This is a genomic window from Pseudoalteromonas sp. 1_2015MBL_MicDiv (genome assembly GCF_002407505.1).
GTDB classification, from domain to species: Bacteria; Pseudomonadota; Gammaproteobacteria; order Enterobacterales; family Alteromonadaceae; genus Pseudoalteromonas; species Pseudoalteromonas fuliginea.
On record NZ_CP012737.1, the window covers coordinates 2643162 to 2659613 of the forward strand.

Below are 16452 nucleotides of genomic sequence, written 5' to 3' on the forward strand. Positions count from 1 at the left end.
GAGAACAACGTTTTTAATACCATTACTGGTAAATTAAGGTGTTTTTTGTGTTATTAAACTTGCGTTACTGCCTTGTGGTTCTAACCAAAAAGCCATATCGCTGTATTTTTTAAATAGTTCTGGGGGGAGTACTGTTTTACGCCCAGTAAAAGCCACTTTATTTTTCACTGTATGTAAGCCATCTGCACCTAAGTTTTTATCAAATTCACTGGCGTTATATGTCACATTTTCAAAGTCATGCGCAAAGTTCGGTAAGCCTAAAAACTGATAAATTAGAGCCACACTCTTTTCAGGTTTACTTACGAGCAAATCGTAGTCGATCAGTAATAACTGATCCGAAAACTCACCATAAAAACCTTCTTTTAGCGCAGCCCAAGCACTACCAAAAGGCCCTTGATTAGACGCAATGTGCTCACAGCGGGTATACACGTTTTGTCGTGCTGCGGGGGAATAAATACGGCTAAATTCAAGACTGTTTTGCCTATAGACACGTTCAAAACTGTCCATTATCCAAGCTGGATTTCTGACTAAACAAATCACTTTAAAATCATTACCAAATAAGGAATTTAAGATATTAAGCTTTGCAGTCCACAGTCTATTGGTATCAAAAATAATGGGCTTTTCAACATCTTGGTAATACCCAGACCAAACCCCATGACATATATTCAAGCGCTGCGCTGAGCTTATGCTACTAGCAAACTCACTCCCAGCTCCCATTTGCTCAAGTAAACTAGTAACAAAACCAGCTACAGGGGTTGACATATCGGCATGAAAATCGGGGTTTTGCCGTAATATACCAGCCAATAATGTTGAACCAGTCCTCGGTAAACCAGCGATAAAATGATAATGACGCGACATAAATAGTTAACTCCGACTCGGATAAATCCCTTGCATGGCGATGATATAATGCATAGCAACAAATGGTGACTGAGAATAAAGCGGTTGGCCACCACCATGTAAATTAACGATACCTGTTAAACTATTCGCGGGCAGAGTTAGGGCAATGTTATCTTGTGCTGGAACATCAAATGTATCAACTGTCACATTACCAATACTGATCAATGAACTTGGTGCCGTAGATTGATATATTTTTTCTTGTTTATCAGGCCCACCACCAGCAACAACCGTAGCAAGTACTGCACCTGCTGTTGGTTCTCCACTATTAGCATCTTGTGTTGTTGCAATGTTTGCAGATCCCGTTACTCCACTTATCGTCTGCCCAGGAATACTGACAGAAACTGACTGTGCAAAACTTGGCAATGCAATCGTACTTTGCATCGGTGGCAAATTATTAGATGTAATATTACTAAGTTCACTTCCGCCACGCTGGCCCCACCTACGACTGGACAAGCCAGCCCCACTACCAACACCTATCGGTGTACGTCCTCTGATATCTGGTAACCCCATTGACGAACGGCCGTCACCACCATAAGTAGTACCAACAAGTGAAAAAAGGGCGGTATTTTGAGCAATATTCAATAGCTGTCCTGCACATATAGCCCAACCTCTAGGGGCAAAATTTCCTGCAAAAATCTCCACTTCGCCTAAAAATGGGTCTGCGCTCATAACGTATTTCCTTTTAAAATAATTTATATAATTACAATTGCATACCAGCTGTAATATTAGCTAAAGATGCAAAACGATAACCTGAAATACACCCAAACTGACATGAAACAATATCTAATGCCACTGAGCCTTGTTTAGTCTGCACAACTAACCCTTGTGACTTGTCAATACTTAAGACCGTACCAGCTGGCTCTGTGAATGAGGCTTGATCAACAAAGGATGCTTGTAGCACATTAAAATCACCAAATTTACCCGATAAAATAAAGCCACCATAAAGCGGGTTACCCGCTCTTGCCGCCGCGACTAAATCAACCGCGCTGTACTGTTCAAAAGACAATGTTAAATTATCATAGTTCAGGGCTGTCGCGACCTTGATTTGTTCAATGTCGGTATCTGATTGCCAATGCAAATTATCAAATTGTTCGAAGAAAATACTCAACACTTGTGGGATTGCAGATGCAACGCGAATAGCAAGGCTTTGATAAGTATCAAATGGGTGAATGGCTATACTCTGCTGTAACGAAAATTGTAGGGGGTGTTCGCAGCTTAAGCGATAAACAGTTAGTAACAAATTATCTTGATGCTCTCTAATTTGCCAGTAGAGTGGATCAGTACCTTGATAATCTGATAACTTTGCAGGGTAAATTCCATAAGCATTACCATGAAAAAAATCAATAATCGTTTGACTTTGAGTTCCCGCATTAAAACAGCTCAAGGCCATTGATACTTGCCAATCATCGAGTTGTGCAAGCAACGTATCATCATTATTCCATACTGAAAATTGTATATTTTGTGATGTGCAATGTGCTTGCAATTGACCAATTTCGCTTTGCATGTTATTTGTTTGCGTTGGCACTAATACTACAGCGCCTAACAACTGGCGCTGTATCAACATATCAATCGTAGGTATAGATAAACAACTTGAAGTAAATAACACTACCTTGCTAATTTGCTCCATAGTGTACCTCTTCGTCAGCTTTCGTCGGCAAAAAACCTGTTAAACCGGTAAGCTTATAATAAAAATCTATTTTATCTTTTTTTGTAAGTAATAAACCATCTACTGCGGGGGCCTTTGGTACAAAATCAATACATACCGAAAAAATAGGCAATGGATGCGTAATGCCTGACTGATATTGCTGTAACCAATGCCCATTATACGTCATTACTTCAGCGTAAAGGACAAGCGTTAGTTCGCTTACATCAGTGGCTGTTTGAGGAATAGAAACTGTGTTACAGCGTACAACTTGTTGTTCTCCAAGAGCAATTATGTCTAGCGTGAGCAAACTATGACGATCAAGAGTTAATATATTTCCCAGCTCAATTCTTTCATTCAACGTATCTTGATTTAATATCGGATTCGCAGCATCGCTTTGCGGTTGCAGCCACTGTTCAACATATTCTCGTTGGCAATTAACTAATGCAGCATTAACCATGATTTTACACGGTAACATTACTCCATGGTGGCTTAGTTGAGAGGCAAAGTTTCTGCATATACTCAAATGAGCTTCTTTAGAAAAACCATGCTGAAATGCCTCAGCAATAAAAATATCAAACGCTTTGTTACCTTTAAACAAAGCAGCATCAGCCTCGTAAATGCCATCGATATAGTCATTAAGTTGCAACTCATTAACTAACACCTTGAGAGATTTGATCGCTCCAGGTTGAATATCGACTAAAGAAATGCGTACTTTTTGTGGTGAAATAATTTTTTGCTGATCCATATACAGCAAAATAGGTAATAATAACGGGGCGAATGGCCCACAAGCTGGGTAGACAATATTTATTTGCGAATCCCGTTGTTGTAAATCATTAATAAGCTCAAAAATCCCTTTGTAGAAACGGGTGTTGCGATGTACATCTTTTATTGTTGTTGTGCAGTTTAAAACCGACATCACTAGGCCATGTTGATTAATATACTGTTTTGTCATTTCAACTTCATGCAATTGAGCTTGCCTAAGGACTTTCATTGCTTCTTCGTAAGCGTCAACAAAAAGTTTTTCAATTAACACAGCATCGTCTCTTTCAGTCAGTGCTTGATCTGCGATTGCTAAAAAAGACTGCTGTAGAGTCAACGCTGTAGCTGGTTGCTGTTTAAGCAAACTAATTTGATCGCGCAGTGCCTGATTAAGTAACCCAGTTACAACTGGCTCTTCACTAATACATGCGGCTGACTTAGACAATTGATGGTGTAGCACCACACACTCCTTATAATTTATAATATATATTTCTTAGCGTACAATGATGTAGCAATTAAACTGTGAAGCCATCCATTTTATCAATATTATTGATTGCACAACTTGATCATGTATGGCCTTAAAAGCTTTAACTAATTAAAGGTGTTCAACTTGAGCGTTGCTCAAAGCCAAAGCCATCGCATCAATAAAACTATTTTGCAAAAGTAGGTGTTGTTGCCTGATTGTTAATTTCGCTTTTAAAAGAAATTCAAACCGAGTACGAATCGAGTGCTTTAATAGCTTATTAATTTTGGGTAGTGCGTACTCTAAACATGCTATAAGCTGTGGACTATGTTTTTTCATACTTAAACACTCTTTTGAGCTTTTATTGCAATATAAAATTCTATCGCAAATTAATATTATGTTCAGATAACATAATAACCCAGAAAGTATAGAGTGCAACTTTTCTAGTTCTATTATTTTTAATAATCACTGACTTGCATAAAACACTAAAAACCAATCAACTTATTGTTAACAAACTATCTATAAGTGTGGCACAAGTTAAAGATAAAAAATATTACACTTTATTACACGGCATTGTTTATTACTCATAGCGAGTCTTTAGCTACTTACTTTAATGGAGCCATATTTATATATTGCACAATACGAGGTCTACTTCCCTTATTTGGACAACTACCGTGCGGTAATGTATGTCGCCAAACAATTAAGCTACCTGCTTTTGCCGCTAATGGAGTGCTGTTGCATTTATCGAAATTAAAAGAGTGTGGATTAGTATTTTTAGGTAAGTTAGCTAGCCAGTTATCTATTTTTTTATGAAAGCCAGGTACACAACTAAACGCACCTTGCTCAGCGGCAACGTCAGTAAGGTACAACAACCCTTGCGTTGCAAAGGTGAGTGCTTTATTAAAGTCTATATCCCAGTGAAGATTTGGCCCAGGAAACTGCCAACTTTCTGTCTGCGGTGGATTAAAACTAAGTCTGTCAGTGCTTACTATTAAGTTTTTTCTCCCCCAAAGTTGCTCAAAAACATCTCGAACTTGAGGAAGAGAACGTATAACTTGCATGGTTATATCATTAAATATTTGTACCATAACCCCCTGTTTAAGCGCATGACAGCTATACCATGAAGCGGGGTTGTTTTTATCCATTTTCAAACGTTCATAAAGCATATTACAAACGTCTTCACATAATTTTTTTGACACCAACGCTGGAATAATAACATAACCATTATCATCCCAGCTTTGCCAATGCACTGGCGTTAAAATATAGTGACGAGGCGTCTCTACTAATACTGTTTCATTTTTTATGTCTGTTTTCTCAAAAAATGAAACAATGTTTTTATTAAGCTGATTTATTTTTGCGTTTGAAATAGCTCTACCATGCGTTTTTTTTACCCAACTTTCAAATTCGAAAAAACTATCACTCGCAAAAATAGACTCTATAGTCGGTGTGAGCCCTAAGCCTAAAGTGTCCATAATCATGACATCAAGCGACCATTCATCTTCTATTATTTTTTTATCCGCACAGCCTTGTTTTTGTAACTGTACTTTGTGCCACATTCGCTTTAATTGAAATAGACCTAAGCGCCCAGTTTCTTTATAACAAGGAAGTGTATTCTGCGTTATTGTGTGCGGAGGTGGTACTTTTACTATCAACTCATTTTGCATAATAACTCCTTTTTCTTGCCTGATTTTAGACTTGAATCTGCCACGCGTAAAACTCCTTAAATTGATTTCTTAACGCTGACTAAACTTAATTAGAATAGAGTGCTATATTATTGCAAGCAACGATTTTTGTAGCTAAATACAGAGAGTGATATGGATAGTGAGTTACTGAACAGATACCGCAATGCGATTACACATTTGCTAAATGAGCCAGCCGATGCGGGCTTGATGAAGCCTTTTATCAACGATTTAAAAAATTACTTAGGGAATATTACGTCTATTTCAACTGACTTAGATATGAATGACTGGAATGATGAAAATACATCCCAAGGCGTTGCAATTTCTCCCGTACAAGCAGCTAAATGCATAGAAGAAACTCTTCGTACGCAAATCTTTATGCAAGGTGTTAAACTCGCTATTGAAGAACGTTTAAAAGCAACGACTGATGATATTCATGTTCTTTATGCCGGTACAGGTCCTTATGGCACGTTACTTATTCCTTATTTAGGTCTTGCCACAAACTCACGTATAAAAGTCACACTCATTGACATTCATCCAGAAAACATCAGTGCAATTAAAAAGCTAGTAAAGCACTTTTCAATCACCCAAAACATTGTTGCAATTACGTGTGATGACGCAACTTGCTGGCAAGCGCCCCCCTCTCAGCAATTTGACATCATTATTTCAGAAACTATGACAGCGCTATTAAAGCGAGAACCTCAAGTGTTCATTTTCTCTCATTTATACCAATACCTGCATAATTCTGGCACCTTGATCCCACAAAATATTTCTTTAAAGGCATGGCTAACACCTTTTAAATCTTTAATGTCTGCAGAAGCTAATACTACAGATGACATACTCCTAAAAGAGTTTTATTGCTTAAACATCGACGAAGCAAGGCGTTTAAATGCAGGAGACGCATCTTCTTTCAAAGGTAATATGCTGATCCCAAATGGCGTTGATACTAATTACAGACTCAAACTAACAACCGACATTCAAGTATACAAACACCATAAACTAACGGAAAATCAATGTAGTTTAAATATACCGCTTATTTTTTTACCTCATGATGCGCAGCTTCGTGGCGGTGAAGCTATTCATTATGAATACATAACACCTAACAATGCAGACTTTATATTTACATTCCCAATAAAAAACACGATTAAAACGATTAATGAATTGGCAAGATTTACAGATCTCAATAACTTGGGATTGCCTGGTGTAAAGCGTATGTTTGAGCATGCGCAAGCAGCTAAATCCGGTCACCCTTTTAGTATTGCCGACGATGAATGGGCATTATGGACAGAGCTACTAGATTCATTAACGCTGCCGTACCATGAAACAACGGCAGCACTTTATCAAAGTCAACGTATTGAAGAATTTGAACATTGGCTAGTCACTAACAGTAATCTCAAATCATTATGACTATTAGCACTGAACACAATACAGATAAGCAGTTAACTGAGGTTGAAAATATTTTAGCCTTTCTTACTGATATAGATATAAACCACCGGTATGAAACGCTAAACGAAAAGACTTTTTTACCTGGCCTTAAAATAGAACAAGGCACTTTATTACTTGATTTAGAAAAGCTGTTATACCCAGGTGATATTCTTCATGAAGCAGGTCATATTGCAGTTACCTCAGAAACGACAAGAACGTGTTTAACAGGAGATATGAAAAACCATGATCATCAAGCGGCCGAAGAAATGACCGCAATAGCTTGGTCATGGGCTGCAGCTTGCTATTTAAATATCGCCCCGAATATTTTATTTCATGAACAGGGTTATAAAGGGGCATCTGATAACTTAATCGAGGCCTTTACCAACAGCACTGGTTTTGGTTACCCTCTTTTATATTCATGGTTTATGTGTGAACAGCCCAATCACCCAAACGGTTATCCAAACATGTTAAGGTGGCTAAGAAATGACGCTTATACACAAGCTCAGCTAAAATAGTCGCAGTAGATTTTATAAGGAATATGAGTGCTTAATAACAGCCTTACGCCAAAGCAGCTAACTATGTTGTGCAACGATTTAGCACAACTTAGATTAATTGCCGATTTAACACTTGCGCCTAAAATGCCTTATTTTGCCAATAAACCCTACCCAATAGGGCGTTGTAGAGAAATTCGCGATGAAGTGTTTTCATTATTGCAAACACAACTACCACAAACAGATAAACCGGGTCTGTGCTTATTAAAAAAGCGTATTAACCAAGGTACCGATTTAAAAAAAGCATGGGGGTCATTACGAGATGAATACTTTCAAAACGCACTCATATTCGGGCCATGGTATATCGATGTTGCCAATGACACCGTTAATGCAAATAAGCCAAGAGTCGAAATTTTACCTTTGGCAACATCCAAATTTACAACAATTGAAAGTTTTACTCAGTTTATAAAAATAGCCCGTCCATACTGGCAAGTCGAAATATACAAAAATGATGTGTGCCCAGCTCTAGCACCTTATATGCCATTGCTTTGCGTAGGTAATAATGGATCTAGTTGGTTGGCGGCTGCTAACGATGACATGCTGAATGTTGCAATTAATAGTAATTTTGAAGAATCGAAACTCATTTTAAATTCTTTACCAAGCGCCCCCGATTCAATTACAAAGCGTTGGAAAGAAGTTCTATTACAATTCACTCATGAATATTACTTAACAGCCAAAGGGGATCCCACAGAGTTTTGCCTTCTTTATAGTAAAAATACAACTAAACCAGATCTCGCTCAACGTGATGCCGCTGTCATTGCCTATTCGTCTTTACCAAAGTCAGTTTAGCCTATTAACTGGTTTACTTTAGGTAAGCAAGCCTTGTTGGTAACAAGGTAAAAATTCATTATTTAGTTGCTCTTTGTCAGAAGTTTTTAACGCCGTTAACGCCAGATTTAATACCACACATTGATTAAGTATTATTGCGGGTTGGTATAATATCTCATAGGCTGATTTTTGTATTTAGAAGGTTTATCTCTGTATCAATATAAATAACTTCCAATACTTCAGTGTATTAATGCTAAAAAAAATGAAGACAATCGATATTTCGTATCACAAAACTAATAAAATAATGCTATGGTATGTGTACCGAGTATGACTTCAAGGAATGGATCATGGACCAAATAAGAGTGCATGAGTATTTAATTAAAAAGCCACTTGTTCAAGTTACAAAACCGTTTGCTCAAGAGGTTGATGTTTATAAAGTGAATCATAAAATGTTTGCTACTCTTGCCGTTGGCAATGATGGTGAAACAAATGACGATGGAGAAATTATTTGGTGGCTTAATTTAAAGTGCGATCCCGATGAAGCACTTTCGTTACGCGACATTTTCCCTGCAGTGATCCCAGGCTATCATATGAATAAACGGTTATGGAATACTGTTATTTTAGATGGTTCGATTCCACAAGGCGAAATAGAACGAATGATCGATAATTCATTTAATTTAGTCGTGGAAAACATGCCAGAAAAAGATCGCAAAACAATAGAGCAGCATTTGTAAACGTCTACTTCTATTAGGGGCTAGCTTTCTAGCCCAATAAACCCACCTAACGTTGTTAACCTTTCAAGATTAGAATCTTCCAGTCTTGGGCTGTTTAATAGCCTTGATAAATTTATAACTTAGAATGTTTAACGCTGTTAGCGCCAGATTTAATCCCTCAAATTGATTATGTATTATTGCGCATTGGTATTAGACTTTGAGTGTGTAAATTAAATCATCATAACGCGTACCAGCAATAATATGTGATTGAGGTATAGCATCTGTCTGTGTTAATCCGCATTTGCTCAATACATTTTCTGAGCTTGTATTACCCCGTGTCACCACAGCTTTAAACTGTTTGATACCACATTCTTGCCACGCCCATTCGATTACGGTTCTTAACGACTCAGTTGCGTACCCTTTAGAGAAGTGTTTTGGTAAAAATAAATACCCTAGTTCAGCAGTTATTCCATCATAAGTAAAACCAGTAACACCTATAACCTCCTGTGTTTCATTGTTTATAACAGCAAAGCATAATGGATGGCGAGAGTCTGGATCCCAAATAGGTAAGCGCTGCTCAAACCGCTGTCTCACAAATACTTCTTTTGGCATGTCAAAGCAATATTCAAGCACGTCGGGTTCACGATGGAGCTGCAAAAAAACAGACCAATCAGCATCACTCAATTGCCGCATTTTTAATCGTTCTGTAAATAACAGCATAGGCCCTCCACAAATGATTATTAATAAAAAGCACGAAAAACAATCGCAATAACTTATAAATTCTTAAGTAAAAAGCCGCTCACTTATAAAGTGAGCGGCTATAAATTATATAAAAACTAAGTAGAACCAATTAGCCTTTATATTTGCTCATTACTAAAGTCGCGTTTGTGCCACCAAAGCCAAAGCTATTTGACATAACCGTATTGAGTTCAACATCACGACGTTCAGTAATAATATCTAAACCAGCCGCTTGCTCATCTAGGTCATCAATATTAATTGAAGGCGCTACAAAGCTGTGCTCTAGCATTAATAATGAAAAGATTGCTTCGTGAACACCCGCAGCACCTAGAGCATGGCCTGTCATAGCTTTAGTTGCACTGATCATTGGTGACTTACCGCCAAACACTTCTTGAATTGCACCAAGCTCTTTAACGTCGCCTACAGGTGTAGATGTACCGTGAGTATTTAAGTAATCAATACTGTCTACATCTTGCATAGCTTGGCGCATACAACGTGCCGCACCTTCGCCAGATGGCGCAACCATGTCGTAGCCATCTGATGTTGCACCGTAGCCAACAATTTCAGCGTAAATGTGTGCGCCACGCGCAAGGGCATGTTCAAGTTCTTCAACTACAACAATACCGCCACCGCCAGAAATAACAAAACCATCACGGTTTGCATCATATGTACGAGATGCTTTTTCGGGTGTTTCGTTGTATTTAGTAGAAAGTGCGCCCATAGCGTCAAATTCCATTGCTAATGTCCAGTGTAATTCTTCACCGCCACCAGCAAATACAACGTCTTGTTTACCAAGTTGAATTTGTTCTACCGCGTTGCCAATACAGTGCGCAGATGTTGCACATGCTGAGCTAATTGAATAGTTAACACCTTTAATTTTAAAAGGGGTTGCTAAACAAGCAGAAGTTGTACTTGCCATAGTACGTGGCACCATATAAGGCCCCACACGTTTTACGCCTTTTTCACGTAAAATATCAGCGGCTTCTACTTGCCATTTAGACGAACCGCCACCAGAGCCAACAATAATACCCGTGCGCTCATTAGATACTTGTTCGTCAGACAAACCTGAGTCTTCGATTGCTTGTGTCATCGAAATATAAGAATAAGCAGCAGCATCACCCATAAAGCGCATTGCTTTGCGATCAACATGGGCTTTAACATCAATATCAATTTTACCCGATACGTTACTACGTAACTTATAATCAGCAAATTCTTGGTTAAAAGCGATACCGCTCTTACCTGTTTTTAGCGATTCTAATACTTCTTCTTTGTTGTTACCGATACTTGATACAACACCGATACCTGTAATTACAGCTCTTCTCATGGGTAATTCCCTTAGCTTAATACTCAATTGTGTTCTATTTTACGCGAATTTAATCACCTAAGTGGTCAGCTTTCTAGCGTACACTTGTACTCTGAACCGCTAGCTTATAAATAACGCCAGACTATTACAAAGAAAACACGTAAAATAATTAAAAATATTATTTGTAAACCTTATAAGTCATGATCAAAAACGCGCAAATACACTTTAATCACTCAGGTACTCCTGTTGCCAGCGACTTCGATGATATTTATTTTTCTGATGATAATGGCTTGGCCGAATCCCATTATGTGTTTTATGATCAAAACAATATAGATACTCGATTACAAAATCATGACCAACCACATTTTGTTATAGCCGAAACCGCTTTTGGTACCGGCCTTAATTTTTTAAATGCATGGCAGTGCTTTAATGACCACATTGCACGCCAACAAGTTCAAAATCAATTAGATATAGGTGTTAAACGGCTGCATTTTATTTCCTTTGAAAAGCACCCATTAAAATTAGCTAACTTAAGCCAACTTTTACAAGCATGGCCTTCTTTTCAGCCATTAAGTGAAGAGTTACTTGCCCAGTACCCTATAAATTTAGAAGGATGTCATCGACTCGAATTTAATAATGGCCGTGTTATCCTCGATTTGTACTTAGGTGATGCACTTGAATCAATACAAGCAATGAGCTACCCACAATCTGGAATCGTTGATGCTTGGTATTTAAATGGGCTTGAGCCAAGTAAAAATCCTGATATGTGGCAACAAAGTTTATTTAACTCCATGGCTGATATAACAAGAGCTAATGCAACCTTATCGACTTTTACTTCCGCTGACTTTGTTCAACGAGGATTAATAGAGGCTGGCTTTAGTGCTGAAAAAACAAAAGGCTTTAGCAAAAAACAAAACATACTGTTCGCAAAGCTCAAACAAGCTAATAGTTCACAATCGGCTCCAGCTTATTTTAACCAAGATAAAAGCACACTTAAAAATGTGGCTGTAATTGGCGGTGGTATTGCCAGTAGTTGTGTTTTATACAGCTTAGCTAAGCGTGGTATTGCAAGCCAATTATTCTGCCAAGATGAAAAGCCCGCAATGGGCGCTTCGCATAATGTACAAGGTGCTATTTACCCTCACCTACAAGCTAAAAATTCACCGCACAGTGAATTATTCGCACATAGTTTTTTATACGCAAAACGTTTGTATAACCAGTTACTCGGTAGCGGCTTTAGCTTTGATTACGATTGGTGCGGCGTATTACAACACGCAGTAAAAAAGCCTCTCGCCGATAAACACGGAAACTTAGCGCAAAAACAGCTGTGGCCAACCCAGCTAATGCGTAATGTAACAGCCGAGGAAGGTGATGAAATAGTGGGTGTAAAAACAGGTTATTCGGGCGTGTTTTTTGAACAAGGCGGCTGGGTTAACCCTCCGCAATTAGTAAACGCCATGTTAAGCGCTGCAAATAGCATAAACCCATTTAAAAGCGTATTTAACTGCAATATAAAACAGCTTAAAAAAACTGACAGCGGTTGGTTTTTATTAACGAATGATGAGCAGTTAGGTCCTTTTAGTGATGTAATTATTTGTGCAGGCGAGCACAGTGATGCATTTGAGCAAACAAAAGCACTACCAATAGTAGGCGTACGCGGGCAAGTTTCGCATGTTCAGGCAAGTGAGCAATCACGCAAACTTAAAACAGTGCTGTGCCATAAAGGCTATTTTACCCCAGCCTATTTAGATCATCACTGTATGGGTGCCACGTTTGAAAAAAATACCAAAAGCCGTCAAGTTACAGCGCTCGACAATCAGTTAAACCGCGAACAACTGCTTAACTTTTATAAACAAAGTGAATTTGCAACAACGCTTGGCAACATAACTTCTGCAAAAGCGGCTGTGCGCTGCACATTTATCGACCACCTGCCAATGGCAGGACAATGGTGTGAACAAAGTGATTACATTACAGCCTTTGCTAACTTGCGCCTAGGTAAGCGCTATCAGTACCAGCAACTAACTAAATCACAGCAAGGTCTGCATATTTTTACCGGTTTTGGGGCACGTGCTTTGTGTAGTGCCCCACTCAGTGCAGAGCACCTTATTAGCTGTTTAAACAATGAACCTCGCCCGTTAAGCGAACGTGTTAGCCAAGCGATTCATCCTGCCCGGTTTATCGTCAGAGATTTAATTCGTAATAAAATTTAAGCAACAGCGGTGCTTTTTGGTAAGCTAAAAAACACCGCTTAAAAAGTTATAATTAAAAGCCTTCCCAACAAAAACGCTACACAACCTAAAAATATAACTGCCAAAAAGTATTGTTAACTTACACCATCGCGATAATATGTAAAAAGCATAACAACCAATCAAAAAACTCTAAAAAACACGATAAAAACAGCTAATTTTAATACTCAGTTAAGTATCGTATTTTAATTAAAGTATTTTTTGAAATTAGCTCATTTAAACTCAAATTTACCCTTTAAAAATAAACGCCTACCCCAAGGTCTGTTTACACAGCACATTACTTTTCAATTTATTTATACTAACAGCATTAAATTAGTGATTTATTATAACGATGAAAAATAGCTTAATAACAAAGTAAAAATTATGACATAGAGTGATCTGTATAAATAATTTTAACAACGTTAGTAAGTTACTATCTTCGCCAGAATATTCACTTTTTAATAAAATTGGTACTAGTTAAGAAGGAATTAATTATGAGCAAGACCTTAATTATTGGCGCAAGCGGTAAAATTGGTAAAATGACCACTGAGTTATTATTAAAAAATGAACAAAATGTGGTTGCCCTAGTGCGTGATAAAAACAAGCTGAGTGATTTAAAAAGCCCTTTTTTAAGTATTGTAGAGCAAGATCTCGAAGGCGACTTTAGCAACGCACTAAAAGGCTGCGATCAAGTTATATTTGCTGCAGGTTCGGGCGGTAGTACTGGCGACGACAAAACCGTTTTAATTGATTTATGGGCAGCAACTAAAGCTGCAAACTACGCCCGTGAACATTCAACAAAACACTTCATCATGGTTAGCTCTATTGGTGCAGACGATCCCGACTCAATAAATGGCGACTTGAAACCATACCTTGTAGCTAAGCATATGGCTGATGAGCATTTAATTAACAGTGGCTTAAATTACACAATTATTCGCCCTGCTACATTAACCGACGAAAAAGCATCGTTAGCAGTAACAACCGAACGCCCTAAAGACAGTGACAAAGCTAAAATTAGCCGAGAAAATGTTGCTAATGCATTACTTCATATTGCAACTAACAGCCCAAATAGCAACCGTATTTTTGAACTGTTCGATGGTGACAAACCTATCAAATCCGCTGTTAAATAAACGCCAACAAAACCACAAAATTAGTACAATGTAATACCAATCCCTTAACCAGAACTCTAGTTAAGGGATTTACTAACATATTGAACCATAATAATATTTAAATTTATTTATCTCTAGCCAGAGCTTTCAGTGAGAACAAAGTAAATTTAACGCAGTTAGCGCTTAAAATAACTACTTGAGATAGATTTATTGCCAAGAGTTCAAGTTAATTAAATATTACCTCAAGGCCCTGCCAAGCTAGCTGTAATGCCAGTAATGTTAATATGCATTTAAAAATACACTTAAATTTTTCTGTTGGTATACGATGCAGTAATCGAACACCCAACCATGTACCTAATGCACCACTTAAAATCATTGCTCCAACCAAAGGCAACCATTGCCAAAAGCTAAAACCAACCGCTGCATATACACCCGCTTTAAATAAATGTTGAACCGACATAATGCCAGAAAACGTCGCCGTAAATCGCAGCTTGCTGTAATTGCTCATGTGCAAGCAACTTCCAACGAGTGGCCCACTTGCCCCAACAAACATAGAAATAAACGTGGTAACAAAGCCGGAAAAAAAACGCCACACGACCGAACTGCTTTGTAACGCAGTGGGGATTTTTCCCCACAATAAATAAATTACAAAAAGCCCCGCTATTAATTTCATAGCATCAAGTTGAATATCGACAATAACAAAACTCGATAATATAGCCCCTGCACTCCCTCCAAGCGTAAAATAAATAAACATTTTTTTGTCTATATGCTTAAAAGTGAGTAATAACCGATTTGTGTTCGAACCTAATTGCACAAGCCCATGTACAGGCACAACCAACGTCATTGGCATAAATGATGCCATTACAACAAGCAACATCAACCCGCCGCCGGCACCAAATGCAGCTGAAAAAAATGAAGTGAAGCCCGCTAACACAATAAAAACGCTCGCCAACAGAGGCGAAATAAGATCAGTGGTAAATAAATCCATCTGTAAACCATGCTTTTAATAGAGCCATAATAATGGCGATTAAATATACCAAGGTCTACTGCTATTTTTCATCAGCCTGAACAGCCATTTTACCTGCGTGTAATGTTACTTAATTTTTGCGCTTTATTTGCACATTTAACAAATACCCTATACCCCACTTCATTATTTGGATTAATCACGTGATAAAACTAAAATCAGAGTTTTTAAAGCTTGTTTTCATGAGTGTAACAGCCATTGGGTTATCAGCATGTGGTAGCAATAACGACAAAGACACAACTGAAACAGAAGCGATTATTATTGATAATACTTCACCCAATACAACAACGACTACAGTAATAGAAGTAGACCCTTTTAATTTCGAAGGTGGTGCATTGGTATCAGCTATAACAACTCAATTGTGTACATTAAGTAATGGCGATGAAACGTCATGCTATAAAATTGAGATTGCAGGTGCACCTGCAAATCATGAAATAGGTATTTTTTGCCCAAACACGATTACCTCAAATGCTGATGAAGCGGGTATTTGGTTTGATGGTAATGGCGAGGTATATGACATTACCGGTGATTTTATTTTAAATTTACCCGCATTATATAATGATAGCCACTGGCAACTTTATGACGAAAGCATAGGACAAGTAAATATCACAAATACGTATGCATCATGCGATGGTGCAGCAAGGCCCAATGTAGAAGAACAATACCAAAACCACTGCGTAGAATGCTCAATAGAGTATGTAAATGGTGGTATCTCGCAATCATTTTTAATACCTATAACCCCCGTAACCGCAAACCAAGCAAATAGTGTTGGTAGATCAAATATAGGCATCGCGCTTAATGGAGTTGTGTTAGCTGCTCCTGCCCCTGTAGATGCCATTTTAAGTGCCTATACCATAGCCGCATTTGATGATTGTGCAGGCCACATAAACCTTAATGAAGGCTACCACTATCATGGCGAAGCAGGTTGTAGCCAAACGCAAGCTCAATCAGACGGACATGCTGCAATGGTAGGTTATGCATTTGATGGTTTTGGGATCTTTGCCATGCTAGGGAGCAATAATACAGAACCAACTGATTTAGATGAATGCAGAGGACATTACGACGACACACGCGGCTATCATTACCATGCAGCAAGCGTCTCAGAAAATATGTTTATTGGTTGTTACAAAGGCGAAACCGCACAATAAAAAGG

16 protein-coding genes are annotated in these 16452 nt (G+C 38.2%); 7 read left to right on the forward strand and 9 right to left on the reverse strand.

The annotated features are described in order from the left end of the window. Positions 1-33: 33 nt before the first annotated feature. From AOR04_RS11885 to AOR04_RS11910, 6 genes are all read right to left on the reverse strand, one after another. Positions 34-858, reverse strand: coding sequence for a sulfotransferase family protein (locus AOR04_RS11885; protein WP_096793458.1), 825 nt, complete (start codon positions 856-858; stop codon positions 34-36). A 6-nt stretch (positions 859-864) separates the two neighbouring features. Further along, a complete protein-coding gene (locus AOR04_RS11890) occupies positions 865-1566 on the reverse strand; it encodes a phage tail protein (RefSeq protein ID WP_096793459.1) in 702 nt (233 codons plus the stop codon). Between the two features lie 31 nt (positions 1567-1597). Then, complete coding sequence (locus AOR04_RS11895; protein WP_096793460.1) at positions 1598-2524, reverse strand: hypothetical protein; 927 nt, start codon at positions 2522-2524, stop codon at positions 1598-1600. Next, entirely contained in the window at positions 2511-3761 is a 1251-nt protein-coding gene (locus AOR04_RS11900; RefSeq protein WP_096793461.1) for a hypothetical protein, read from the reverse strand. Before AOR04_RS11900 ends, AOR04_RS11895 begins: the two co-directional genes overlap by 14 nt. Before the next feature lie 135 nt (positions 3762-3896). Beyond that, positions 3897-4103, reverse strand: a complete 207-nt coding sequence (locus tag AOR04_RS11905; RefSeq protein ID WP_096793462.1) for a hypothetical protein — start codon at positions 4101-4103, stop codon at positions 3897-3899. A gap of 266 nt (positions 4104-4369) precedes the next feature. Next, complete coding sequence (locus AOR04_RS11910; RefSeq protein ID WP_096793463.1) at positions 4370-5428, reverse strand: phytanoyl-CoA dioxygenase family protein; 1059 nt, start codon at positions 5426-5428, stop codon at positions 4370-4372. Between the two features lie 150 nt (positions 5429-5578). Between AOR04_RS11910 and AOR04_RS11915 the strand changes: the two genes are divergently transcribed. From AOR04_RS11915 to AOR04_RS11930, 4 genes are all read left to right on the forward strand, one after another. Next, the gene (locus AOR04_RS11915; RefSeq protein ID WP_096793464.1) at positions 5579-6850 is read left to right on the forward strand and encodes a class I SAM-dependent methyltransferase; all 1272 of its coding nucleotides are present in this window, start codon (positions 5579-5581) and stop codon (positions 6848-6850) included. After that, positions 6847-7383, forward strand: a complete 537-nt coding sequence (locus AOR04_RS11920; RefSeq protein ID WP_096793465.1) for a hypothetical protein — start codon at positions 6847-6849, stop codon at positions 7381-7383. Before AOR04_RS11915 ends, AOR04_RS11920 begins: the two co-directional genes overlap by 4 nt. A gap of 27 nt (positions 7384-7410) precedes the next feature. Beyond that, on the forward strand, positions 7411-8208 hold the full coding sequence (locus AOR04_RS11925; protein ID WP_007377721.1) for a hypothetical protein: 798 nt from the start codon (positions 7411-7413) through the stop codon (positions 8206-8208). A 326-nt stretch (positions 8209-8534) separates the two neighbouring features. After that, positions 8535-8921, forward strand: coding sequence for an MmcQ/YjbR family DNA-binding protein (locus tag AOR04_RS11930; protein WP_007377720.1), 387 nt, complete (start codon positions 8535-8537; stop codon positions 8919-8921). A 189-nt stretch (positions 8922-9110) separates the two neighbouring features. Here AOR04_RS11930 and AOR04_RS11935 read toward each other — a convergent pair whose 3' ends face one another. Together AOR04_RS11935 and fabB are read right to left on the reverse strand one after the other, a co-directional pair. Then, positions 9111-9620, reverse strand: a complete 510-nt coding sequence (locus tag AOR04_RS11935) for a GNAT family N-acetyltransferase (protein ID WP_096793466.1) — start codon at positions 9618-9620, stop codon at positions 9111-9113. 130 nt (positions 9621-9750) lie between these two features. Next, positions 9751-10962: a beta-ketoacyl-ACP synthase I gene (gene fabB, locus AOR04_RS11940; RefSeq protein ID WP_007377718.1), complete on the reverse strand. Its 1212-nt coding sequence runs from the start codon at positions 10960-10962 to the stop codon at positions 9751-9753. Positions 10963-11141: 179 nt separating this feature from the next. Between fabB and mnmC the strand changes: the two genes are divergently transcribed. Both mnmC and AOR04_RS11950 read left to right on the forward strand, forming a co-directional pair. Further along, positions 11142-13151, forward strand: a complete 2010-nt coding sequence (gene mnmC / locus AOR04_RS11945; RefSeq protein WP_096793467.1) for a bifunctional tRNA (5-methylaminomethyl-2-thiouridine)(34)-methyltransferase MnmD/FAD-dependent 5-carboxymethylaminomethyl-2-thiouridine(34) oxidoreductase MnmC — start codon at positions 11142-11144, stop codon at positions 13149-13151. Positions 13152-13660: 509 nt separating this feature from the next. Continuing rightward, entirely contained in the window at positions 13661-14296 is a 636-nt protein-coding gene (locus AOR04_RS11950; RefSeq protein WP_096793468.1) for an SDR family oxidoreductase, read from the forward strand. Positions 14297-14501: 205 nt separating this feature from the next. On the opposite strand, the gene AOR04_RS11955 is transcribed toward AOR04_RS11950, so the two are convergent. Continuing rightward, entirely contained in the window at positions 14502-15263 is a 762-nt protein-coding gene (locus AOR04_RS11955) for a sulfite exporter TauE/SafE family protein (RefSeq protein WP_033028237.1), read from the reverse strand. A 218-nt stretch (positions 15264-15481) separates the two neighbouring features. On the opposite strand from AOR04_RS11955, the gene AOR04_RS11960 reads away from it, so the two are divergent. Next, a complete protein-coding gene (locus tag AOR04_RS11960; protein WP_096793469.1) occupies positions 15482-16447 on the forward strand; it encodes a YHYH protein in 966 nt (321 codons plus the stop codon). Positions 16448-16452: the final 5 nt, after the last annotated feature.

Coding starts and splice junctions, on each gene's coding strand:
- fabB (WP_007377718.1), bottom strand. CDS start 10,962: ATGAGAAGAGCTGTAATTACAGGTATCGGTGTTGTATCAAGTATCGGT.
- AOR04_RS11960 (WP_096793469.1), top strand. CDS start 15,482: ATGAGTGTAACAGCCATTGGGTTATCAGCATGTGGTAGCAATAACGAC.
- AOR04_RS11885 (WP_096793458.1), bottom strand. CDS start 858: ATGTCGCGTCATTATCATTTTATCGCTGGTTTACCGAGGACTGGTTCA.
- AOR04_RS11950 (WP_096793468.1), top strand. CDS start 13,661: ATGAGCAAGACCTTAATTATTGGCGCAAGCGGTAAAATTGGTAAAATG.
- AOR04_RS11930 (WP_007377720.1), top strand. CDS start 8,535: ATGGACCAAATAAGAGTGCATGAGTATTTAATTAAAAAGCCACTTGTT.
- mnmC (WP_096793467.1), top strand. CDS start 11,142: ATGATCAAAAACGCGCAAATACACTTTAATCACTCAGGTACTCCTGTT.
- AOR04_RS11895 (WP_096793460.1), bottom strand. CDS start 2,524: ATGGAGCAAATTAGCAAGGTAGTGTTATTTACTTCAAGTTGTTTATCT.
- AOR04_RS11935 (WP_096793466.1), bottom strand. CDS start 9,620: ATGCTGTTATTTACAGAACGATTAAAAATGCGGCAATTGAGTGATGCT.
- AOR04_RS11915 (WP_096793464.1), top strand. CDS start 5,579: ATGGATAGTGAGTTACTGAACAGATACCGCAATGCGATTACACATTTG.
- AOR04_RS11905 (WP_096793462.1), bottom strand. CDS start 4,103: ATGAAAAAACATAGTCCACAGCTTATAGCATGTTTAGAGTACGCACTA.
- AOR04_RS11955 (WP_033028237.1), bottom strand. CDS start 15,263: ATGGATTTATTTACCACTGATCTTATTTCGCCTCTGTTGGCGAGCGTT.
- AOR04_RS11890 (WP_096793459.1), bottom strand. CDS start 1,566: ATGAGCGCAGACCCATTTTTAGGCGAAGTGGAGATTTTTGCAGGAAAT.
- AOR04_RS11910 (WP_096793463.1), bottom strand. CDS start 5,428: ATGCAAAATGAGTTGATAGTAAAAGTACCACCTCCGCACACAATAACG.
- AOR04_RS11920 (WP_096793465.1), top strand. CDS start 6,847: ATGACTATTAGCACTGAACACAATACAGATAAGCAGTTAACTGAGGTT.